This is a genomic window from Zobellia galactanivorans (assembly GCF_000973105.1).
Classification (GTDB): domain Bacteria; phylum Bacteroidota; class Bacteroidia; order Flavobacteriales; family Flavobacteriaceae; genus Zobellia; species Zobellia galactanivorans.
In genome coordinates, this window is record NC_015844.1 from 2427335 (window position 1) to 2451670 (window position 24336).

The window sequence follows — 24336 nt, forward strand, 5'->3', positions numbered from 1 at the left end:
ATTGGTTCTTATATCATGTGCTGATGCAAAAAAGGATGCCTTGTTCAGGTCGATAGCGGCATCCGAATCAGGGCTGACATTCGAAAATAGGCTGCAATTACGCGATTCCCTTACCATACTCGATTTTGAGTACATGTACAATGGGGCCGGGGTGGCGATAGCCGATTTTGATTTAGATGGGCTACAAGATATATATTTTACCGGCAATATGGTCAGTAATCGACTGTACCGTAATCTGGGCGGTTTTAAGTTCGAAGATATTACCGAGGCCGCTAACGTAGGTTCTGCAAACTGGTCGAACGGTGTGGCCATAGTTGATATCAACCAAGATGGCTATCCTGATATTTATGTATGTAGGGCGGGGCCGCGGGGCGCGAAAGATGAAGATATGGCCAACTTGTTGTTCGTTAACAATGGTATGGAAAATGGCAAACTGTTTTTTACCGAGGAAGCCCAAAAATGGGGCTTGGCAGACACGAGTTATTCCGTGCAGTCGGTTTTTTTCGATTATGATGGTGATGGCGACTTGGATATGTATCTATTGAACAACGCACTGGTCGATTTCAATAGAAATACGGCAAGACCTAAGGATAAGGCCGATAAAGTTCCTTCGGTAGACAAACTCTATAGAAACGATAGTGGTAAAAAAACTGAAGGGAAACCGGTGTTTACCGATGTTTCCTTGGAATCGGGTATCTTAATTGGGGGCTACGGTCTTGGTGTTGAGGTCTGCGATATCAATGAAGACGGTTGGCCCGATGTATACGTGTCCAACGATTTTCTTACCGACGATTTGCTTTATATCAACCAGAAGGACGGAAGCTTCAAAAATGAGATAGCCTCTTATTTCAAACATCTTACATTTAATGGTATGGGCAATGATATTGCCGACATCGATAATGATGGTAATATGGATGTAGTGGTTCTCGATATGCTTCCTCCCGATAATAAGCGTTGGAAATTGACCATGATGGGCAATAATTATGATCAGTTTAGGACTAGGCTTGATTATGGGTATCAACCACAATACATCAGAAACACCTTGCAGCTCAACAACGGCAACGGTTCGTTTAGTGAAGTCGGGCAACTGGCGGGAATCGATGCTACGGAATGGAGCTGGAGCGCCTTGTTCGCCGACTTTGATCAAGACGGACTTAACGACCTTTGTATTACCAACGGCTACCGGCAAGACATCACCAATCTTGATTTTATGGTCTACGGAGACAGGGTACTTACCATGGGAACCGAAGAGGCCAATAGAAAAAAGCGCATTGAAGAGCTGAACAAACTGCCCGGGATAAAAGAAACGAACTACTTTTTTAAAAATACGGGAAACTTAAGCTTTGAAGACCAATCGGAAGAGGTCGGTTTTGATTCGCCTACCTATTCCAACGGTATGGCTTATGCCGATTTAGACAATGACGGTGATTTGGATTTGGTCATAAACAATATTGACGATCCGGCCGGATTATATGAAAATACGATTTCTTCGGAAATGAATAGGTATATCAGGTTTAAGTTCAAAGGCCCTCAAAAGAACAAACAGGCTTTAGGTAGCCAAGTGGAGGTTTTTTATGATGATAGTATACAGAAAAAGTATTTCACCCCTTATCGCGGATATTTGTCGACCGTAGAACAAGCATTGCATTTTGGGGTGGGACAATTGAAAACATTGGACAGTGTAAAGGTGATTTGGCCCGATGGCAAGATGCAAAAACTTGAAAATATTTCAACAAATCAAGAGCTGGTATTGGCCTATGAAGATGCAGAAGAAACAAAACCAAATTCACGGGTTCCTGCATCGGGTACATGGTTCCGGTCTGTCGATAGCATCGGTCTTGATCGCTTACATGTCGAAAACGATTTTGTAGACTTTAAGGTTCAGGCGTTATTGCCCCATATGCACTCTAGAAACGGACCCGGATTGGCCGTGGCCGATAGTAATGGCGACGGCTTGGAGGACCTCTATATGGGCGGGGCTAGGGGGCAGGCCGGAGTATTGATGCTACAGGAAAAGGGCTCCTTTACCTCCTATGAATTTGAGGAAACGGAACATGAAGATATGGGCGCCCTGTTTTTCGATGTGGATAATGACGGGGACCAAGATTTATACGTAGTGAGCGGAGGGTCTTCCTTCCCGGTGGGCGATAAGGCTTATCAAGATCGCCTCTACGAGAATGACGGCAGTGGGAACTTTACTAAAAGAGGGGCACTACCGAATATGCCGGTTAGTGGGTCGGTGGCCGCGGCCGCAGATTACGACAAAGATGGCGATCTAGACCTTTTCATCGGTGGGCGGGTAAGGCCGGGCGAATATCCAATGGCACCTGAAAGCTTTCTTTTACAAAACAATAGTGTTCCCGGTAAGCTAAAGTTTACGAAAGACACTCAGTCTATTAGCGGTGTTTTTAAGGACTTGGGAATGGTTACCTCCGCCCTCTGGACAGATTTCAACAACGACAATTGGCCAGATTTGATCGTAACGGGTGAATTTATGGCTATTCGGTTCTTTAGGAACGACAAAGGCCAATTTTCCGAGATTACTGAACAAACCGGCCTTTCGCACACGCATGGTTGGTGGAATAGCATCGTTTCGGGTGATTTCGATAATGATGGGGATACGGATTATATATTGGGCAACCTTGGCCTCAATTCTAAGTTCAAGGCAAGTGCAAAAGAGCCCTTGTGCATTTACGCAAGTGATTATGACAAGAATGGTCAAATTGATCCCGTTATGTGTCATTATGTAGATGGTAAGAATTACGTGGCCCACTCGCGCAACGACCTGATCGATCAGATCAATGCCATGCGTTCGCGTTTTAGAACGTTTTCAGATTATGCCGAGGCTACTTTTGAGGAATCGTTTTTGAAGGAAGAAATAGAAAATGCCCATGTGGTGAAAAGTGAGACCTTTGCCAATTCGTATCTTGAGAATCTGGGTAGTGGAAAATTTAGACTTTCAGAGTTGTCAAGACCGGCCCAGATTGCCCCGATGTACGGTATGATGGTCGGAGACTACAATGGTGACCGGAATCTTGATGTGCTCGCCGTGGGTAATTTTTACGGTGGCGAGGTGTTTTCTGGTAGGTACGATGCTTCTATTGGTTGGTTGTTTTTGGGGGACGGCTCGGGAAGTTTTGGCTTGGCGGATGTTTCACAAAGCGGATTTTTCGTAGAAGGCGATGCAAAAAGTCTGGTGGGTTTGAATGCCGCTGGGAAAGAACTGGTTGTCGTAGGGCGGAACAACGAGGGTTTGAAAACTTTTTATCGTCCCATGAAAAATAGAATGTATATCCCAAAGCCTAATGACGTATATGCCTTGATGACTTTTGAAAATGGGGATAAGCAAAAAGTGGAAATCCATTATGGTGGCGGTTACCTTTCAAGTACGAGTCGCAATATTGCTATTCCGGAAGCGGCCGTCTCGGTTAAAATTATGGATGGAAACGGAAGGGAAACCGAAATTTTGGATACGCTATGAAGAAAATGAATCGGTTTGTGCTGGTGTGGGGCCTTTTCCTTCTTTTAACGGGTTGTGGCGAGAACAAAACCCATCGTTTCCGTTTGTTGGATGCTTCCAAGACGGGAATCGATTTTCAGAACACCATTACGGAAAACGATAGTATCAATGTGTTCGAATTCATGAATGTATACACCGGTGCCGGCGTGGCCGTTGGCGATATCGATAACGATGGTCTTACCGACGTGTATTTTAGTGGGAACATGGTTTCTGGAAGATTATATCGCAACAAGGGTAATATGGAATTCGAAGATATTACCGAGTCTGCAGGTCTGTTGAACTCCCGCTGGGGCACGGGCGTAAGTATGGTAGATGTGAACCAAGATGGATTTTTGGATATCTATATCTGCGTGTCGGGAAGTGCCGAAGTAGCGCAGAGGGCCAATATGTTGTATATCAACAATGGCGATATGACTTTTACCGAAAGGGCAGAAGAATACGGACTGGCCGATACACGACAAAGTATGCATTCGGCTTTTTTTGATTATGATAAAGATGGTGACCTAGACATGTACCTCTTGGTCAACCCTGCCGCTTACGAATATAACGTAAATGTGAGCAAACCAAGGGAGGTCGATGGACAATCCGTGAGTAATGACCGTTTGTACAAAAATATGGGGAACGGTAGGTTTGAGGATGTTTCTCGGGAAGCCGGTATTTTGTTAGAGGGTTATGGCCTTGGCGTAGGGGTTTCCGATATAAATGGCGACGGCTGGCCCGATATGTATGTCTCCAACGATTTTATCGGTAATGACATTCTTTATATCAACCAAAAGGACGGTACGTTCAAAGACCGGATTTCCGAACAGATAAAGCATACTTCTTACGCAGGTATGGGCAATGATGTAGCCGATATCGATAATAACGGGGAACCTGATATTCTGGTGTTGGACATGCGTCCCGAAGATAATGAGAGACAAAAAATGATCATTTCATCAACGGGTTATGATCGTTTTCAAATCATGTTGGAAGCGGGTTATAATGCTCAGTATAGTCGCAATACCTTACAGTTGAACCAAGGCCAGGGCAAGTTTAGTGAAATCGGCTTTCTGGCCGGGATCAGTAGTACTGATTGGAGTTGGAGCCCGCTCTTGGCCGATTATGATAACGATGGTCGTAAAGATCTATACGTTACCAACGGCTTTTTAAGGGATTTGGGCGACTTGGATTATATTCATTATCAAAAGACCTATGATACCCCGGTAGGGGATGTCGATACCAAGATTCGACAAAAACTGAAATCGATTAGTGAACTGCCCATGGCCGATCTTCCGAATTATGCCTATAGGAACAAGGGAGATATGACCTTTGAAAAGGTCTCCGATGTTTGGGGCGTTGATAAAAGTAGTTGTTCACATGGTGCGGCTTACGCAGATTTGGATAACGATGGAGACCTAGATCTTTTGGTCAACAATATGGACCAACCTGCTTTTGTCTATGAAAATGTTGGGATACCTGAGGAAAGGAATCATTACCTGCGTATTCAACTTAAAGGGAGTCCGGGAAATCTTCAGGGGATAGGTGCAAAATTGAAGGTTACTACCGAAGACTCGGAACAGTTCTATCAACATTACTTGAGTCGGGGATACGAATCCAGTGTTGATCCCGTAGTGCATTTCGGTTTGGGCAAGGCACTAGAGGTAAAAAGTGTCGAAGTATGGTGGCCCGATGGGAGTTATCAGGCCTTAACCGCTCAAGCCGTTGATACGACTCTGAGCTTGCAACAATCGAATGCCTCTAAAAACATAGTTCAAGAAGAGATGTCCCAAAAAACATTTTTTATCGATGCAACGGATAGTCTGGGCGTAAGCTTTGAACATCATGAAGATGATGTTGTGGATTTTAAGTTGCAGCCGATTTTACCACACATGCATTCCCGAAACGGACCCGGGGTTGCGGTCGCTGATATAGATGGTGATGGTTTGGAAGATTTTTTCGTAGGAGGGGCTTCGGGCCAATCGGGAAAAGTATTTCATCAAAATGAGGATGGTACTTTTAGGTCGGGTATGGGCTTTGAGGCTATGTTTGAAGATATGGGCGCCTTGTTTTTTGATGCCAATGGCGATGGATATAAGGATCTCTATGTGGTCAGTGGGGGTGTAGTTGTATCTGCTGATTCCGAGATATATCAAGACCGGCTTTATTTGAATGACGGCAAGGGTAATTTTAAACGGTCCGATGCCTTGCCCGAAATCAGGACGAGTGGTTCTTGCGTGGTTGCGAATGATTATGATAAAGATGGAGATCTTGATTTGTTTGTGGGAGGTAGGGTTGACCCGGGCAAATATCCGATGCCCGCCCATAGTTACTTGCTTGAGAATCGTTCAGGCGAAAGTGGGGAAGCTAAGTTCATTGATGTAAGTGAACAGATTGAGGGGTGGAACGAACTCACCATGGTTACTTCCGGATTGTGGACCGATTATGACAATGATGGATGGGTCGACCTTATTGCGGTGGGTGAATTTATGCCTATTGTCGTATTCCATAATGAGAATGGAAAGCTGGTCTTACAAAAGGAAACGACGGGTCTAACAAAAACCGAAGGATGGTGGAACGGTATCAATGGAGGTGATTTTGATCAAGATGGCGATACCGATTATATTTTAGGGAACCTTGGTCTGAACAGTAAATATACCGCCACTGAGGAAGAGCCGCTGTGCATCTATGCCAAAGACTACGACAAAGATGGCCGTGTAGACCCTATAATGTGTTATTACATAGAAGGCGAAAACCATTTGGCCCATTCTCGGGATGAAATCATTGGACAGGTCAATGCGATGCGGAGCAGGTTTAAGACTTATAGGTCTTATGCGGAAACGAATTTTGAAAAATCTTTTTTGCCCGAAGAACTTGAAGATGCCTATGTGGTCAAGAGCTATAATTTTGCTAGTAGTTATCTTGAAAATATAGGGGGAGGAAAGTTTGCACTGCGGCCATTGCCCTTGACTTTACAGACCGCACCTCTTGAGGGTATCGCAGTTGGGGATTTTGATCGGGACGGAAATGAAGATGTACTGTTTACCGGTAACTCATATGCAACGGAAGCCGCCACCGGTCGGTATGATGCTTTTTTGGGGGCGTTTTTCAAGGGGGGTGGTGAGTCTTTTGAAAGTATTCCTTTGGAAAAAAGTGGCTTTTTAAGCGATTTTGACGCGAGCGGATTAGCGATTATGGATTCTGAACAAGGTAGGTATGTGCTCTCTGCCCAAAGTAACGGTCCCTTGAAAGTATTTGGGTCGAGGCCTTCGAAGGCAGGTTCAAAACGATTGACCCAAACCGCCGATGTGGCGTTTGCAACGGTCCGATTGAAAAACGGAAAGGAATATCGAAAAGAGTTTTATCTCGGATCCGGTTATTTATCCCAAAGTTCAAGAAGTATTTTATTGAATCGGAATATACAAGAAATTGAAATTACCGACTCTGAAGGAAACACAAAAATAGTGTATACAAATGAAGCGATTAAGTAGGTTTATTATCGTATGTACGGTGCTTATGGTATCCTGTGGAACAAATCACGACAAAGAGCGGTTAGATACGTATTTTGAAGGCGGTTTGTCGAGATACAACCGGGAACTCACCAATGTAATCGTATCTGATATTTTTACCCCACCGGTGGCCAGTAGGATCTATGCTTATTCCAATATTGCGGCCTACGAAGGGATACGCTTTATGGACTCGACAAAATTGTCCCTGTCGTCCCGATTGAATGGGTTAAAAGAGTTATCGACACCTGATCCGTCCAAGAATTATTACTATCCCTTAGTGTCAATTGTAGCGTTTACCCAGGTGGGAAAATCCTTGGTTTTTGATTTGGACAAGGTCGAGGCCATCAAGAACAAGATGCTCGGGGAGGTCAAGGAAATAGGTATGGACCAAGAAGTTTATCGGAATTCAATTGATCTAGGGGAGACCCTGGCAAGCGAAATCTTGGCTTGGGCGGCAAAAGATGGGTATCTCCGCCGTACGGCATTGCCCCGATATTCGGTCAGTGATGACCCGGGCCGTTGGAGGCCTACGCCACCGGACTATATGGAGGCCATTGAACCGCATTGGAATACCTTACGGCCCTTTGTGCTTGATTCGGCAGCACAATTTGATCCAGGACTGCCCACGCCTTTTGACAGTGCCGAAGACTCCCCATTTTATAAGGAAGCCATGGAGGTCTATGAAACGGTGGAAAATCTAGATGATGATAAATTGGAGGTGGCGAAGTTTTGGGACTGTAACCCGAATATATCGCACACCAAGGGGCATGTCATGTATTTCCAACAACAAATTTCCCCTGGGGGCCATTGGATGCATATAGCTGCACAGATACTGGAAGAACAAAAGGTCGACGGGGTAAAGGCTGCCGAAACCATGTCGATGTTAGGGGTGGCCCTGGCCGATGCCTTTATCAGTTGTTGGGACCAGAAGTATAAAAGCAGTTTGACCCGGCCTGAAACCTATATCAATAACTATATTGACCAAGATTGGGAACCTATATTGCAAACGCCGGCTTTTCCTGAGCATACGTCTGGACATAGTGTGGCGTCAAGTGCAGCAGCTACGGTACTTACCGGGGTATTCGGCGATGATTATGCATTTGTAGATGCTACGGAAGTACCATACGGCCTTCCTCCAAGAAGCTTTCAGTCGTTTTGGCAAGCAGCGGAAGAAGCAGCGATCAGCAGGCTTTACGGGGGGATTCACTATAGGCCGGCCATTGAACTGGGCGTTAAACAGGGCAGGGCCGTGGGCCGATTGGTTCTCGAGCGATTAAGAAAGGAGCATTGATTCTTCCGTAGGCTTCATAGTATTTCCCGTTGTTAGTATCGAAATCTTCCCATTTCTCCTTTGGGTTAACAAATGGAGTTGTATTTGTGTCATATGAAGATTATTCCTATATAGAATTAGGAAAATAGCTATATTTCAAAACTTTTATTCCTCTTTATTTGTCGTTTTAAGGAGTAAAATCTGAAGATTAGGATGAGATTTGCCCCTGAGGTTGAGGCGTTTTTTAGGGTAATAGGCTCATTAGTGCATAATTGACACAATTTTGTTTTGTGGTCAATAGGATACACTGTATATTTGAAAAGTAGCATAGAATATCATAGTATAGAATACATATGGGATGTCTTTTCTACGAGTTTTACTTAAACATTCCATGAAAGGGGAATTTCCTCTTTTTTGGGAGGGATTTTACGATAGCGAACCATTAATTAATCACTGGCCATATAATTGAGATGATTGCAAACACTACCATTACAAGCTTTCCGGAAATAATCATTATCGGGGAAAAACAAAATTTCCGTACCACCCTGAATAAGGTATATGGGGATGAAGGGGTAACGTTATACGATTTTGAAGTCAACAATGATGTCGAAGAGGTGCCCAAACCTATAACCTTGCAATGGAAGGTTCCGGCCATCAACGTAAAGGGCGTTTGGAAACCCACCACGGATTTCAATAAACGTATTCAAGCCGATTGGGAACTTGACAATATGGAGTCGCGGATTTCTATCGATTCGCCCGTAATTTCCCTATTTGGGAATAGCGATGGCAATGTCTTGACCTTCGCTTGCTCCAATGCCATCAATAAATTGGAAATGAATGCCCGTTTACGTGAAGAGGACAATTGTTTTTATTGCCACGTTACCTTTTTTACGGAACAACATTATCCCCTTAAAAATTTTAAGGTGCAATTGCGATTGGATTATCAAGACTGGCATTTTTCCGATAGCCTTCGGGCGGTGGCTTCGTGGTGGGAAAGCTTTGAGCAATTGAAGCCGGCCTATGTACCTGATATCGCTAAAACGCCATTGTACTCTACCTGGTACCAGTTTCATCAGAACCTCGATGTACCCTTGCTTTTGAAAGAATGTCGATTGGCAAAAAATCTGGGCTACAAAGCTATCATCATTGATGACGGTTGGCAAACCTTCGATTCGAACCGAGGCTATGATTTTACGGGGGATTGGCAGCCAGACCGTATTCCTGAAATGGCGGAATTCGTAAAAAGTGTACATGAAACCGGTATGAAAATCGCTCTTTGGTACTCCGTTCCCTTCTGTGGTGAAAAATCAAAGGCCTACAAACGTTTTAAAGGGAAATTCCTGACCGAAGACCATAGATGGGCTCCTGTTTTTGATCCACGTTATCCCGATGTTAGGCAATACCTTATCGATATTTATACCAATGCCGCGCGAGATTGGAGCCTCGACGGCTTCAAGCTTGATTTTATCGACGACTTTAGGTTTTATAAAGATACCCCGACTAAATTGGGGCCAGATGCGGATTATGCGTCGATAAATGGGGCTGTTGATCGCTTGTTGACAGATGTGAAAGACGCCTTGACAAAAATTAACCCCGAAATCTTTATTGAGTTCAGACAGAAGTATACGGGACCTGCGATGCGTAAATACGGTAATATGTTCAGGGCCTTCGACTGTCCGGGAGATGCTACCATGAACCGATTGCGAATTGCGGATATTCGTATGCTTGCCGGAAATACTGCGGTACACTCCGATATGGTTACCTGGCATGCGGACGAACCCTTGGAAATTGCGGCTCTTCAAGTCATCAATACGCTTTTTGGGGTGCCCCAACTTTCCGTTATGTTGAGTGAGACACCCGAAGCATACGTAAACATGATCGGCTTTTATACGAAGTACTGGAACGAAAATGCCGATGTGCTTATGAACGGATATTTCCTTCCTTCTAAACCGTTGGCCAATTACCCCACCCAACGGGTATCTAAGAACGGACACCTCATTATTGGGGTTTATGATGCTTGGGTAGTAGAGCTCGATGGGGCTTATACGCACATAGATATCTTGAATGCTCAAATAGCCACCCAAGTAGTCGTTCGAATTTTAAATGATTTGGGGGCTTATGCCTGTAAAGTCTATGATTGTCAAGGAAATTTGATAAGGGAGGAGAATGTAGTATTTTCGAAAGGGGTAATAGAGGTGGAGGTTCCCGAATGCGGAATCATAAGGGCCGAGAAAATAGAGTAGAGTTCACATGACCGAAAAAGAGAAAATGATCAGCGGGCAAGCCTATGATCCAAGTGATAAAGAGTTGGTAAGGGCCAGGTTGCGGGCCCGAAAGTTGATGCAGGAAATAGCGGCCATCCCCATGGACAAAGAACGGCAGCGCAAGCACTTTTTTAAAGAGCTATTTGCCGAGACCGGAAAGAATTTCTATATCGAAAACCGCTTTACCTGCGATTATGGTTTCAATATTTATTGGGGCGAGAACGCATATGCCAATTTTGATTGTATTATTTTGGACGCTGCACCGGTGTACATCGGTAAGAACGTAATGATGGCCCCGGGGGTAAAGTTGCTTACGGCTACACACCCATTGGAGTTTGAAGCCCGTAACTCTGGAATTGAATTCGCAAAACCGATACGGATAGGGGATAACGTTTGGATCGGTGGAGGGGTAATTGTCAATCCTGGGGTTACCATAGGAAACAACAGTGTCATCGGTTCCGGAAGTGTGGTGGTAAAAGATATCCCCGAGAATGTGGTGGCCGTTGGCAACCCGTGTCGCGTATTAAAGAATATAGACAACCCATAGTTCCCGCCTACATAGGCCCAATACCAACTAAAAGACCAAAGATATGCTTTCAATTATTTCTTTTGTGGGGTTTACGCTCTTAGTGGCGGTAATCGCTTGGTACGCTACCAGAAGTACCAATGAAAAATCCGCCGACGGTTATTTTTTGGCGGGAAGAAGCTTAGGGGCGATAACCATTGCGGGTTCCTTGCTTTTGACCAACCTTTCCGCCGAGCAGATCGTGGGGCTGAACGGACAGGCCTTTACCGAGGGGGTATTGGTTATGGCTTGGGAGACACTGGCCGCTATTGCCATGATCATTACTGCGGTTTTCCTGCTTCCCAGGTACATGCGAGGCGGTATAACGACCATTCCCCAATTTGTGGAAGATCGGTTCGACCACGGTACAAAAGCTATTCTCACGGCCTTATTTTTATCGGGTTACGTTATTGTGGTCATTCCTTCCGTACTGTATTCCGGATCTTTGGCCTTTAGCACCATGTTCGATTTGCCGACCCTTTTAGGACTTTCGGATACGGCTACTTTGTGGCTCTGTGTTTGGAGTATTGGAATTATCGGTATCATATATGCCATTTTTGGCGGATTGAAGGCTGTGGCGGTCTCCGATCTTATCAACTCGATCGGACTTTTGATCGGGGGACTCCTTATTCCGGTTTTTGGATTGTTGGCCATTGGGGATGGAAGTATTTCCGATGGAATAAGCCTGCTTTGGGAAAGCCATCCGGAAAAGTTCAATGTAAAGGGTGATGTTGATGCATCCATACCGTTCGGCACCATTTTTACGGGAATGATGCTGGTACAGATGTTCTATTGGGGTACCAACCAAGTGATTTTACAACGTGTATTTGGGGCAAAAAACCTTAAGGAAGGCCAAAAAGGGGTGATACTTGCCGCCTTGGTCAAGTTTTTGATTCCCATTATCGTGGTATTGCCCGGTATCATCGCCTGGCATATTTTCGAGGGCAATCTTGATAACCCCGACCAAGCTTACCCGAAATTGGTGGCTACCGTACTTCCCGCAACATTTACCGGCCTTTTTGCCGCTGTACTTTTTGGGGCCATACTGAGTTCCTTCAACAGTCTGTTGAACAGTAGTGCCACCTTATTCGGATTCGACCTTTATCGGCAGTATTTCAAGAAGGGTGCGACCGAGCTTGAAACCGTAAAAGCGGGGAAGATGTTCGGACTTGTTCTTGGTATTTTGGGAATGTTTGTCGCTCCTCTGATCGCCAATGCGCCACAGGGGCTTTTCGCGTGGTTGCAAGAGGCCAATGGTTGTTATAGTATTCCTATTTTAACGGTTATCGTAATAGGCTTTTTTACTAAACGGGTGCCGGCCATTGCTGCCAAGGTCGGGGTAATTTCGGGAGTGGTCCTCTATTCGATCAGTCAGTTTTTGGTCAAGCCCTATTTTGTGGATAAGGCGCTGGCCGAAGCGGCACAAAACGGCATAAGCGACGCCAAGGCGTTGAGTGTGATCCAGGCCGAAGCCTACCCGCATTTTTTACACGTCATGGCTATTTTGTTCGTGCTCAATATCGCGATTATGTTGTTTATTGGGAAACTCTATCCCAGAGATACGGATTATCAACCGATGACAACCGATGCGGTTAGTGTAGAGCCTTGGAAATATGCCTTTATAGCAGGGGCCGTTATTACGGCTTTAGTGTTGAGTACCTATCTGATATTTTAACGGGCTACCGTCTAAAACTGAAGGACCACACCCAAGGTTCCGGGACCGAAGTTGAGGTTCCAGCTCATTTTTTTGGATCGGTCATTGTATTTCTCATCGTATTTTCGGTCGAGATAGCGATCAATGGATTCTACCGTGGCCACACTGATGGCTACGGCAAATACAAAATCGCTCAACCAGTGTTGACCGTCCCAAATACGTGAAATGCCGGGGATGGCGCCTAAGGTATATACCCCTGCCTTGACCCAGGGACTTTTGAACTGTTTACCGATGGCATAGGCGTTAGTAAAGGCCAATAAGGCATGTCCCGATGGAAAAGAATTGTAGTTCCTATGCGGATTGAAGGGGTCAAAAGTATCCTTCCCCCTTTCTGCCACCGGCCGTGCCCGACCTACGGCAGATTTTAAAACTTGCTGCAAAAATCCTGCAGAGGTAGCCGACGATATCAATAGAACTCCCGTACGACGAAGTTTTTCGTTCTTGGTAATCAAGCCTACCAAATACACACCTGAAGTTGCCAGGTAATTGTTTTCGGGGCTTCCATAGAGTTCGCCGTATTCGCGGAAAACGTTAGGTACCCCTTCCCTTTGTCTTTTAAAAAACTCCGACGTTTCTTCGTCGGCAAGATATACCGCTCCGGTACCTGCGAGTACCCCCCCAAATTGTGCCCATTGTTGGCCCTTCCACTGAAATGGTCTAGAATAGGAGTAAGCTACACCTTTGAACATATTTCCGATATCGTACTTGAACATGTCCCAACGTTTTTCGGGAACCGATACGATCGAGTCTTGGGCATATACACCAAGCGTAAAGATGGTGAACAGTAGGGCTATGGTTTTTTTCATAATACAGGCAAAACTAAATCTATTCTGTAAAGTGTCTATGTTTTACTTAAAAAAAATGGACACGGCCAGCTAGGTGGGGTGTATTTATATGGGGTTTAAGGGGGGGATTCCCATTAAATTACAAAATAAATGAATAGTAAGCTCGAGATGGCCCGGTGAATTGGCGAAAGGAGGGAGGTTAAAAGTAGATTTGTTGGGCCAGCCTATAAGTGTTGGCATGTGCCTCTACAATGGTTTTTATGGCTGGGGAGTAGCCGCCTCCCATACTGCATTGAACGGGTATTTGCAATCGATGGCAGGTTTCTAGTACAAAGGCATCGCGCTCTTTACAGCCGTCTATACTAAGGGCTAGGGTGCCGAGTTTGTCCGAACCGATAATATCTACCCCGGCGAGATAAAAAATAAAATCGGGTTTTTCCTCACTGATCAATCGGGGCAAGGTTTGCTTGAGTAGGGATAGGTAGGTAGTGTCGTCCGTGTATTTAGCTAGGGGGATGTCTAGGTCGGAACGCTCTTTTTTAAAAGGATAGTTGCTGGCCCCATGCATTGAAAACGTAAATACCGAGGTGTCGTTCCCGAAAATTTCTGCCGTACCGTTGCCTTGATGGACGTCTAGGTCTACGATCAAGATTTTCTTTGCCAATTGATGCGCCTGTAGGTATCGGGCCCCGATAGCTTGGTCGTTCAGCATACAGAAGGCTTCACCATGGTCGGTATAGGCATGGTGGGTGCCGCCGGCAATATTCATGGCGATGCCGTTTTCAATGGCGAAGCGGCAGGCTTGGATGGTGCCATCGGCTATGATGCGCTCCCGTTCAATAAGGTCTTCGGTTAGGGGGAAGCCAATTTTTCTTGCATCACGAGAGGAAATCTTTAAGTTCAAGAGATCGTAGAAATACTCGGGCTCGTGAACGGCAACAATGTATTTGTCGTTCGGTATTTCGGGTTCAAAGAAGTTTTCGGCGGTACAGGTGCCCTCGTGCAAGAGTTGTTTGGGCAATAATTCATACTTAAGCATCGGAAATCGGTGCCCTTCGGGTAAGGAGTGCTTGTAAATGGGGTGATAGGCAATCTTGAGCATGCTGCAAATATAGGGCTATATGCAATCAATAAAGGGCAAACGGATGGGAAGGAGGTTAGGCCACTTTTTTCATAAGGTCGAAACAAGGGCAGCGTCCGCACCTTTTGTTTTCGCCCTTTTTATATTTTTTACAGCACTTGCTCTTGAGCTTGGCGTCACTGGCCAACGCCTTTTCAACCTTCTGCTGTAGCAGGACGGCTTTCTTTATTTTTTTATCCTTCTTTTTGGAGGATTTTTTCTTTTTTGACACAATACTGATTCTAAATAGAAGTCCAAAAGTACTTATTTTAAATAAATCTAAATAAGGTTAAGGTGTTAATTTTTTGAAGCGCTTGTATGGTAACGGTATTTTATAAACGAAAAGGCAAGGTATATGGCTTTGTTTCTTTCCTTGAAATACGGGGTATTCTTCGCTTTTTTGGCAATGGAAACCTAGAAGAAGCCTCCATCATCAAAAAGATAAAAAGTAACAGGGGCTATGATGCGTGATATGTCAAGATAGCATGGTGCTTACTTATTTGTGCAGCTTTAGCTGAATGCGTTTTCGGGGCACATCCACTTGCAGTACTTTTACTATAATCTGCTCGTGCAGGCTCACATGTGCATTTACGTCTTTAACAAAAGTATCCGATAGGTTCGATACGTGGATAAGACCACTTTCCTTGATTCCTATGTCGACAAAACACCCGAAATTGGTAATGTTGTTGACAATGCCGGGCAACAACTGGCCTTCCCTCAAATCGGATATCGTTTTTATATTTTGGTCAAAAGTAAAAACCTTCGCTTTTTCACGACGGTCAAGGCCGGGTTTTTCAAGTTCTTCTACAATATCCTTTAACGTAGGTAAGCCGATAGTTTCGGTACAATACGCTTGTAGGTCCACACTCTTTAGGGCCTTGCTGTTTCCTATCAATTCGGTGACGGGTATGCCTTGGTCCTTTGCGATTTTTTGGACAATGGTATAGCTCTCGGGGTGAACGGCAGAGTCATCTAAGGGGTTTTTGGCATCTTTTATCCGCAGGAAGGCAGCTCCTTGTTCAAAAGCCTTTCCGCCGAGCCGGGCTACTTTTTTAATGTCGGTCCTACTTTTGAACGCTCCGTTTTCATTGCGATAGGCGACAATGTTTTCCGCGAGTTTCGGCCCGATACCGGATACGTAGCTCAATAAGGGTACACTGGCCGTATTGATGTTTACCCCAACCGAATTTACGCAGCTTTCCACTACGCTATCCAATGAGGTCTGAAGTTTTCCTTGGTCTACATCGTGCTGGTACTGTCCGACACCGATAGATTTGGGGTCTATTTTCACCAGTTCTGCCAAGGGGTCGGCGAGTCGCCTTCCTATGGAAATGGCACCCCTAACGGTAACATCGTAATTAGGGAATTCGTCACGGGCGATTTTTGAGGCGGAATAAATTGAAGCTCCGGCTTCGCTCACTATAAAAACCTCCATAGGGTTTTTGAAATGGATGCGCTTAACCAAGTGTTCGGTCTCCCTTGAAGCCGTTCCGTTGCCAATGGCAATGGCCTCTATTTTGTAGGCATCGCAAAGCGAACTGATTTTTTTTATGGCCTCTGAACTCTTGTTCTGAGGCGGATGCGGATAGATGGTCTCATTGTGTTCGAGCTCTCCCTGGGCGCTCAAACATACGATCTTACAGCCGGTTCGGAAGCCGGGGTCTATTGCCAGGATGCGTTTTTCCCCTAGGGGAGCCCCGAGCAATAATTGTTTTAGGTTCTTGCTGAATACCTTGATGGCGTCGTCGTCTGCCTTTTCCTTGGCGTTTTTGAGGATTTCATTCGACAAGGAGGGAAAAAGTAGGCGTTTGTACGCATCGGCAATGGCCAGTTGTATTTGGGGCGTACACGAATTATTGGATTTTATGATGCGATCTTCGATACGCCGAAGCATTTCGTCGGAGTCGATTTCTATCTTAACGCGGATAAAACCCTCGTTTTCGGCACGTAAAATGGCCAATAACCGGTGTGAGGGACAACGTTTTAAAGCTTCGCTCCAATCAAAGTAATCGCGGAACTTTTGTGCTTTTTCTTCGTCTTTTTTGGTAGAGATAACCTTTGTGACGATCAGGGCACTGCGTTCCAATTGATTACGCACTTGGTTTCTTACCGAGATACGTTCGTTGATCCACTCGGAAATGATATGCCGGGCCCCTTCAAGGGCTTCGTCCGCATCGGCGACTTCATTGTTGGTATATTGTAGGGCTGCCGATTCAATATCGTTATGGTTTTGGGCCATAATGATTTTAGCAAGGGGTTCTAGTCCGTTTTTCCGGGCGGTTTCCGCCTTGGTCTTTCGTTTCTTCTTGAACGGGAGGTATAGGTCTTCAAGCGTAACGAGTTCGTCGGTCTGTTCTATCTTGAGGCGAAGTTCGTCGGTCAGGGCATTTTGCTCTTCAATAGCCTTTATGACTGCCGTTTTTCGCTTTTCAAGAGCCTCGAACTGTGCCTTGAACTGTACTATGGCCCCAATCTGTACCTCGTCTAGATTGCCCGTTCGTTCTTTTCGATAGCGAGAGATAAAGGGTACGGTACAATCTTCGTTCAGAAGTTCCACGGTATTCTCAATACTCTTTTGAGGGAGTTGGGTGTGTTTGGAGAGAAAGGGAATGAGTTGCATAGGACTTTTTTAACGACCGTTGAAAATAGCTGATACCAATATAAAACCTTTAGGTGTCGACGGGCTAGCTTATGCCTTCGCCGTTACCTACACCATCTTCGTCAGGATTTACGAACACCAGCTTTCCGTCTGCATTTTCCGTCATCAAAATCATTCCTTCGCTTTCAACGCCACGCAATGCGCGTGGGGCCAAGTTGATCAGAACCGTTACTTTTTTGCCTACGATTTCCTCAGGGGTAAAACTCTCTGCAATACCCGATACAATGGTTCGGGTGTCAAGTCCGGTATCAACCTTCAGAACCAACAATTTTTTGGCCTTGGGCATTTTTTCGGCTTCGACAATGGTCCCTACACGCATATCCAATTTGGTAAAATCGTCAAAGGTAATCGTGTCTTTTTGTGGCATAAGTTCTTTGTTCTCGTTTTCGTTAGCCTTTTTGGTGGCTTCCAGTTTGTCTAGCTGAGCTTGTATTTCGCTGTCTTCTATTTTTCTAAAAAGTAGCTCGGCCTTGTTGATTTTATGATCGGCAGGAAGTAATGTTTCTTTGGTTGAAACTTCTGCCCAAGAGGAAACGGCTTCCTCCGAATTAATGGCCAATATATTTTTAAGTTTTTCCGAGGTAAAAGGTAAAAACGGTTCACTTAATACGGATAGACCCGTGGCAATCTGAAGCGCGACGAACATAATGGTCTTTACACGCTCTTCATCTTGTTTAATGACCTTCCATGGTTCTTCGTCGGCCAAGTATTTGTTCCCTAAACGGGCTAAATTCATCAATTCTTGGCCGGCTTCCCTAAAACGGTAGCGCTCTATGGAACTTGAAATGATTTCCGGAAACTTCCGAAGTTGTTCTAGGGTTTCCTTGTCAACTTGTGAGAACTCCGAAGGAGTAGGGACAATGCCCTCGTAATACTTATTGGTCAATACCACTACGCGGTTTATAAAGTTACCGAGTATGGCCACCAATTCGTTATTGTTTCTCGCTTGAAAATCCTTCCAAGTAAAATCATTGTCCTTGGTTTCGGGTGCGTTGGCCGTTAAGGTGTACCGAAGCACATCTTGCATATCTGGAAATTCCTCTAAATATTCATGCAGCCATACCGCCCAATTCTTTGAAGTGGAGAGTTTGTTTCCTTCCAAGTTCAAGAATTCGTTGGCCGGTACGTTTTCCGGTAAAATATAATCGCCGTGTGCCTTTAAAATGGCAGGGAAGATGATACAGTGAAAGACTATGTTGTCTTTTCCTATAAAGTGGACCAATTTGGTGTTTTCGTCTTTCCAGTAGGGTTCCCAGTCCTTGCCTTCACGTTCTGCCCATTCTTTGGTAGACGAAATATAGCCGATAGGCGCATCGAACCATACGTAGAGTACCTTGCCTTCGCCTCCTTCTACAGGTACGGGAATGCCCCAATCTAAATCACGGGTTACCGCACGGGGTTTTAGTCCGTCATCGATCCAGCTTTTGCATTGGCCGTAGACGTTGGGTTTCCAATCGGATTTGTGCCCGACCAGAATCCATTCCTTTAAGAAATCTTCGTATCGGTCCAAGGGCAAGAACCAATGCTTGGTTTCTTTGGTCGTCGGCACCGTACCGGTAATTGTAGATTTCGGATTGATAAGGTCGGTCGCGTTCAGGGTAGAACCGCAATTTTCACATTGATCGCCATAGGCTTCTTCATGTCCACATTTGGGACAAGTGCCCACTACAAAGCGGTCGGCCAAAAATTGTTTGGCCTCTTCGTCGTATAACTGTGCGGTGGTTTCTTCTATAAAATCACCCTGTTCGTAAAGCTTTACAAAAAAATCGGAAGCCGTTTTGTGGTGGATTTCCCTTGAAGTACGTGAGTAGTTGTCAAAGGTAATACCGAACTCTTGGAATGATTTGCGAATGATACCGTCGTATTTATCAATGACCTCCTTAGGTGTAATCCCTTCTTTTTTTGCTTTCATCGAGATGGCCACACCATGTTCGTCACTTCCGCATACGAAGGCAACGTCGTTACCGTTGAGGCGTAAATAGCGTGCATAAATATCTGCGGGTACATAAACGCCTGCCAAATGGCCAATATGTATGGGGCCGTTGGTGTAAGGCAATGCGGCGGTAATGGTATATCTCTCTGGATGTGTTAGCTTTTCGGCCATTGATTTCGAATTAGGGTGCAAAAGTACTGATTTTGCCTAGCATTACACAAGTTGATGTATCGAGGTTTTTGTGGAAAGTTGAAATGAAGGGATTTTTGGTGAAAGGGAGCGGGTCTTGAGGTTGGGGGAAGGGATATGGATTTAGAGCGGAAAGTAATCGTTGTGAAATGGGCTGTGGCCCGGGCGTTGTTATTCGCCTATAAAAAACAAACCTTCGTTATGGAAGGCCCATAACGAAGGTTTTATATATAGAGTGATTTGGGGGCGATTTATGCTACCATGACCGATTTGCTCATCTTGTGCTGTTGCACCTGAATGCGATAAATATACTTACCGGCGGCCAAATTCCCGGGAATTCTTTCCTTAATATTGATTTCGTTCACACCTTCGGACATGATGGCATTGCTGATTGTGCCCACTTTTTGTCCTATAATGTTGAACAGCTGAATATCTACATGGGCCGTAACGGGCATTTCCAAATAAATATGTGGTGAATTCGCCGTAGGATAAAACGGTTTGTGGACAATGGCATTCAATTGTTCGGCATTCGGTATCACCGGCTTATCGGCTACACCATCGGGTGTGGTCGGTATGGTCGGTTCGCCGTCGCTATAGACAATGTCGGGAAAGTCCGTTCCACTACAATTGAAGCCAAGGTTTACAGGGGCATAGGTATGGCCCAATAAATGTTGTTCTACCAAGGGTATGGGTACACAGAGCCATTCGGCCAAGACCGTAGCGTATAAGTCCCTAAAGTCCATGGTATACTCAAGGTTCCCCCTGCCGTCAGGATTGTCGAGGGTCGGGTGTTCGCCTACAAAGGCGCTACCTTGCAAACCTGGTCCGAAGAACAGGCTAGGTGCTGCCTTACCGTGGTCGGTGCCCTTAGATCCATTCTCGAAGATACGCCTTCCGAACTCGGAGAAGGTCATACTAAGAACATTGTTGTCTTGTTCGGTATAGCCTAAATCTTCATAGAAGTTGTCAACGGCTATAGAGAGATTGCTCATTAGGCGCTCGTGGGTCAGCGGTTGGTTTCCGTGGGTGTCGAAACCGCTCATGGAAATCATATAGACCTTTGTTCCCAAATTCCCTTTTATCAATCGGGCCAAGAGGGCCAATTGTTTGGCAAAGCTGTTTTCTTGGTATTCAACATCGTTCTTACCCCTTGACCAGGCCTCGTGGATGACTCCCGAATATTCATATGTGGTATTGGCCACCCCTCTTAAGAATTTAAGTTGGTCGCCATACATACAATCGTTGTAGAGGCTATCGTCAAGCCCATATCGTACGCCCGATTCGGCGATTTCTTCAAGCTGATTTACGTTTGAGGTTACAAAGGCATAATTGGTTTCTTCCCCTTGAAAGACCAAACTCCCGAACTGTCCGATTTGAATCGCGGCCGGTGCTGGTGGTGGGGAAATTAAATAATCGGGATAGGTGTTTTCAAAATGTCGTCCCATCCAACCCGTGTTGAGTCCGCTAAAACCTGTAGTGGTCAAGTCGGTATTGGCAAAAATATCGGAGCCCGTAAAATGCGAGAGGCTTTGGTTTTCATAGCCTACGCCGTGAACCGCCTTAAATTTACCGTCGCCCCACATGGGTTCCAATGATTTCATATAAGAGGGTACACCATATTCATCGGTAAGTTTTAAAACCTTACTCTCGGGGATGTATATATTGGGGCGGGCTTTGGCATACGACTCGTACTGCTCCATGGGGATTACCGTACTAAGTCCGTCATTCCCTCCGGCCAGCCTTATGAGAATGAGAATTTTGTCTGTTTCTGCCGCGGCAATAGCCGCTGTCAGGGGAGAGGGAGCCGAAGCCGAAAGCATACTGCTTCCTAGCATCATTGAGCCCGAACCTGCAATGCCCAAGGCCTGTAAAAACGAGCGTCTGCTCCAAGCTTTATGTTCTTGATCGTGGCCATCGTGTTCTAGGCCTTTATAGGGATCGTTGTGATGAGTATCGCACATAATCAGTAGGTTTACTTTAGTTGAAATTCGGGTTGTCTGGCTAGATATTGCAAGAGTAGATATACTTGTTTCGGTCCTTCCAAAGAAGTTTGTAGCGTCCAGGTCTCAAAGGTTCCTCCTTCGTAATATTCGGGTTGGATGTCACTTCTGAAAATGTCATAAGCTTTTTGGTATTCCGATTCGTTGAGTAGGCCTTTAGGAAGAAAGAAATCTATAATAGGCTTGGCAACGACGTCTGGGTTACTGCTTGTTTGTCCGTCAGTACCGGATAAGGCCAGTCCAAGGGCTCTAAACTGTTCGCTGTTGGCTTGGAAAAACTCTTCGATGAGGGCTTCGGAGGTCAACCATCTACCGATCATAAAATTGGTGTTGATCCATGTGCGGTTACGTTGCCAACCATTTACGTCAAACGGATTGAACATAACCTGGCTTAATAGTCCCGTATAATTGATCACACTGGAAATGAGGGTATCGTCATAACTAAAACTACTTTCCTTTAATAGGTTGAAATAAAGGTCGTAAGGGCTTTTGATGATTACACCGATGGCCTCGTCATCAAAAAAGTGTTCGCTTTTGAACAATTGGGACAGTACGGGTGCAATTTCAAAATCATTGGCTATAAAGGTGTCGGCCATACCCAAAATTATGGTTTGTGCGTTACCCGCATCGTCATTTGAATCGGGGTGGACAAAGAACTCGTACAACTTCTTACAGATAAACCAAGCTAGTTCGTTGGGGCGTTGCTCGAATAGGATGTCGATAACGTCATCATAGCCCCAGTTCCCTGTTTGACCGAATATGGTCTTGCTGCCGGAATCGTGTTTCTCAGGGTCGAAGGTGACATGTTCGCAGCCAAGTTCCCCACGTTCAACATAGCCTGAAATGGCACGGGCGGTTTCAATAATATCCTGTTCGGTATAATTGTTTCCTTCACCAAGGGTGAAAAGCTCATAGAGCTCCCTGGCGTAGTTTTCATTGGGGTTGTTACCGTTGTTATAGGCGCCATCCAAATAATACAACATGGCGTCGGTAAGCCCGATCTCGCTAACGAAGGTTTTGAAATTGCCCAAGGCGTTTCGCTGCAGGCACTCTACGTAGTGATAAAGAAACGGGTTACATCGGTACACTTCGATTTGCGTAACGAAATGATTGCTCCAAAAGAAGCTCAAACGGTCGCGCAGGTTATTGTTCAGCATGTTTTTGGCATAGGCCACGCTAAACTCGTTTTTCTGCGTTCGCTTCATTTCATTGCTGAGGTCGTCGTCTTCAGGGTAGTTGCTGTTGTTCCAGTTGGCCCATTCCGGCTCGGGTATAGTCGGTGCGCCCAAAGCTTGGGATATGAGCGTATCGACAAGGGTGCTGGCATTTGCGCCAACGGCTTGGTCGATGGTTTCGACCGAAGCACTGAACCCTAGTCTTCTGTACAGATGAGCCGCCCTGTTTCTGTCTAAGGGAGTGGTATACGGAGCTAGGGACGCCGTATTACAGTTAATAAAATATTCCATAATAAATGTAGGCTTTAAAGAACCGTTTCATGTGTTTGGGGCAAGTTCTTAACGTACAAAGATTTTGGATAGTATGCCTTTTATGGTATTTTCGACATACGGTGCGTTTATTTACGGCCGAGTTCCAATTTTTGATGTTACACTACTGTTGTTTTCGATGAACTGCACTTTTTATTAAGATTTAAGGAGGATTTTATGGGGAAACACAACGAATTTGGCAAAGAAGGCGAACAGCTCGCCGTCGATTTTTTGGTCGATAAGGGGTATCGTATCCTTCATAGGAATTACCGCTACCTGAAGGCGGAGGTCGATATTATTGCACAAAAGGATGAAATTTTGGCCATTGTTGAAGTACGGGCGAGAAGCAATGATCAAATTATACCTATTGCCGAAACCATCACGCCAGGAAAAATTAAGTTATTGGTCAGTGCCGCAGATCACTACGCTACTGAAAATGACTTAGATGTAGAGGTGCGTTTCGATGTTATTACCATTCTAAAGAACCGGAAAATCTTTAAAATTGAGCATTTGGAAAGCGCATTTTATCACTTTTAAAGCTTTTTTTTCGGAAGGGGTATAGCTCAAAAGTCCCGTATTAAGGGTAAAAGGGACAATTCTAAAATTTTTTGGGAAAGAAGCTTACGACACAATTTGTTTTATTTGTAACAATATGTTATTTTTGCTCATCAATCAATCTTATGAACCCATGAAAACGATTTCTTCCGTAGTCGAACAGTACATTAAAAAGAAACCATTTTTACAAAGTGCCTTAGCCCAAGGGATTATTAACCTGACTTCGCTTTCAAGAATTGTAAAACCCGAAATCGAGAACGAATTAGGTAAGGATATCCGTAATGGAGCCATAGTCATGGCCCTTAAGCGCTTGTCCGATGACCTTGAGTTCAGGGCGACCCATAAAATTATCAAGGTCTTAAAAAATATTGGGGAAATAACGGTACGTTCCTCACTCACCGATTTCACTTTTTTGGTTTCGGAGTCTATTCTAGAGAACCAGACCTTATTGCTCGAGCACGTAAACAAAAACAAAGATGTCTTCTATACCTCTTCAAGGGGCGTTAATGAGCTTAACATTGTGGTAAGCAATGCCTTGGATCAAACGGTAGAAGATCTTTTTAAGCATGAAAAATGCACACAAAAAGCAGAGAACCTATCATCGATTACCGTTAAGCTTCCTGCTGAGAATGTATCGGTACCAGGTATCTATTACTTTATTTTTCAACGATTGGCGTGGGAAGGTATCGTACTCTACGAAGTCATCTCGACTACCAACGAATTTACTATTTTGGTCGACGATACCCAAGTAGATGTAGCCTTTAAGACCATTAAAGACCTAAAAACCCTTTAG

16 protein-coding genes are annotated in these 24336 nt (G+C 44.9%); 9 read left to right on the plus strand and 7 right to left on the minus strand.

Features of this window, described 5'->3' with window-relative positions:
• The first annotated feature begins 1 nt into the window (after nucleotide 1).
• From ZOBGAL_RS09855 to ZOBGAL_RS09880, 6 genes are all read left to right on the plus strand, one after another.
• Nucleotides 2–3481, plus strand: a complete 3480-nt coding sequence (locus tag ZOBGAL_RS09855) for a VCBS repeat-containing protein (protein WP_158499726.1) — start codon at nucleotides 2–4, stop codon at nucleotides 3479–3481.
• Nucleotides 3478–6987: a VCBS repeat-containing protein gene (locus ZOBGAL_RS09860; protein ID WP_013993445.1), complete on the plus strand. Its 3510-nt coding sequence runs from the start codon at nucleotides 3478–3480 to the stop codon at nucleotides 6985–6987. Before ZOBGAL_RS09855 ends, ZOBGAL_RS09860 begins: the two co-directional genes overlap by 4 nt.
• Nucleotides 6971–8296: a vanadium-dependent haloperoxidase gene (locus ZOBGAL_RS09865; RefSeq protein WP_013993446.1), complete on the plus strand. Its 1326-nt coding sequence runs from the start codon at nucleotides 6971–6973 to the stop codon at nucleotides 8294–8296. Before ZOBGAL_RS09860 ends, ZOBGAL_RS09865 begins: the two co-directional genes overlap by 17 nt.
• Nucleotides 8297–8745: 449 nt before the next feature.
• Nucleotides 8746–10518, plus strand: coding sequence for a glycoside hydrolase family 36 protein (locus tag ZOBGAL_RS09870; protein WP_013993447.1), 1773 nt, complete (start codon nucleotides 8746–8748; stop codon nucleotides 10516–10518).
• A 7-nt stretch (nucleotides 10519–10525) separates the two neighbouring features.
• On the plus strand, nucleotides 10526–11086 hold the full coding sequence (locus ZOBGAL_RS09875; protein ID WP_013993448.1) for a sugar O-acetyltransferase: 561 nt from the start codon (nucleotides 10526–10528) through the stop codon (nucleotides 11084–11086).
• A gap of 43 nt (nucleotides 11087–11129) precedes the next feature.
• Entirely contained in the window at nucleotides 11130–12779 is a 1650-nt protein-coding gene (locus tag ZOBGAL_RS09880; protein ID WP_013993449.1) for a solute:sodium symporter family transporter, read from the plus strand.
• Between the two features lie 11 nt (nucleotides 12780–12790).
• On the opposite strand, the gene ZOBGAL_RS09885 is transcribed toward ZOBGAL_RS09880, so the two are convergent.
• The 3 genes from ZOBGAL_RS09885 to ZOBGAL_RS09895 all read right to left on the minus strand — a co-directional run bounded on the left by ZOBGAL_RS09885 (nucleotide 12791) and on the right by ZOBGAL_RS09895 (nucleotide 14955).
• Nucleotides 12791–13624 carry a phosphatase PAP2 family protein gene (locus ZOBGAL_RS09885; protein WP_013993450.1) on the minus strand — a complete coding sequence of 278 codons (834 nt, stop codon included), beginning with the start codon at nucleotides 13622–13624 and terminating at the stop codon, nucleotides 12791–12793.
• Between the two features lie 178 nt (nucleotides 13625–13802).
• Nucleotides 13803–14705, minus strand: coding sequence for a histone deacetylase family protein (locus ZOBGAL_RS09890; RefSeq protein WP_013993451.1), 903 nt, complete (start codon nucleotides 14703–14705; stop codon nucleotides 13803–13805).
• Nucleotides 14706–14760: 55 nt separating this feature from the next.
• On the minus strand, nucleotides 14761–14955 hold the full coding sequence (locus ZOBGAL_RS09895) for a hypothetical protein (RefSeq protein ID WP_046287438.1): 195 nt from the start codon (nucleotides 14953–14955) through the stop codon (nucleotides 14761–14763).
• Between the two features lie 86 nt (nucleotides 14956–15041).
• Here ZOBGAL_RS09895 and ZOBGAL_RS23560 point away from each other — a divergent pair, with 86 nt between their 5' ends.
• On the plus strand, nucleotides 15042–15194 hold the full coding sequence (locus ZOBGAL_RS23560; protein ID WP_013993453.1) for a hypothetical protein: 153 nt from the start codon (nucleotides 15042–15044) through the stop codon (nucleotides 15192–15194).
• A gap of 25 nt (nucleotides 15195–15219) precedes the next feature.
• Here ZOBGAL_RS23560 and ZOBGAL_RS09900 read toward each other — a convergent pair whose 3' ends face one another.
• The 4 genes from ZOBGAL_RS09900 to ZOBGAL_RS09915 form a co-directional block, all read right to left on the minus strand.
• Entirely contained in the window at nucleotides 15220–17343 is a 2124-nt protein-coding gene (locus ZOBGAL_RS09900; RefSeq protein WP_013993454.1) for a Tex family protein, read from the minus strand.
• Between the two features lie 64 nt (nucleotides 17344–17407).
• Nucleotides 17408–19486, minus strand: a complete 2079-nt coding sequence (metG, locus tag ZOBGAL_RS09905; protein ID WP_013993455.1) for a methionine--tRNA ligase — start codon at nucleotides 19484–19486, stop codon at nucleotides 17408–17410.
• A gap of 269 nt (nucleotides 19487–19755) precedes the next feature.
• Nucleotides 19756–21465 carry a DUF1501 domain-containing protein gene (locus ZOBGAL_RS09910; RefSeq protein WP_013993457.1) on the minus strand — a complete coding sequence of 570 codons (1710 nt, stop codon included), beginning with the start codon at nucleotides 21463–21465 and terminating at the stop codon, nucleotides 19756–19758.
• An 11-nt stretch (nucleotides 21466–21476) separates the two neighbouring features.
• Nucleotides 21477–22970: a DUF1800 domain-containing protein gene (locus ZOBGAL_RS09915; protein WP_013993458.1), complete on the minus strand. Its 1494-nt coding sequence runs from the start codon at nucleotides 22968–22970 to the stop codon at nucleotides 21477–21479.
• Between the two features lie 195 nt (nucleotides 22971–23165).
• Here ZOBGAL_RS09915 and ZOBGAL_RS09920 point away from each other — a divergent pair, with 195 nt between their 5' ends.
• Both ZOBGAL_RS09920 and ZOBGAL_RS09925 read left to right on the plus strand, forming a co-directional pair.
• Nucleotides 23166–23525, plus strand: coding sequence for a YraN family protein (locus tag ZOBGAL_RS09920; protein ID WP_013993459.1), 360 nt, complete (start codon nucleotides 23166–23168; stop codon nucleotides 23523–23525).
• Between the two features lie 151 nt (nucleotides 23526–23676).
• Nucleotides 23677–24336: an aspartate kinase gene (locus ZOBGAL_RS09925; protein ID WP_046287852.1), complete on the plus strand. Its 660-nt coding sequence runs from the start codon at nucleotides 23677–23679 to the stop codon at nucleotides 24334–24336.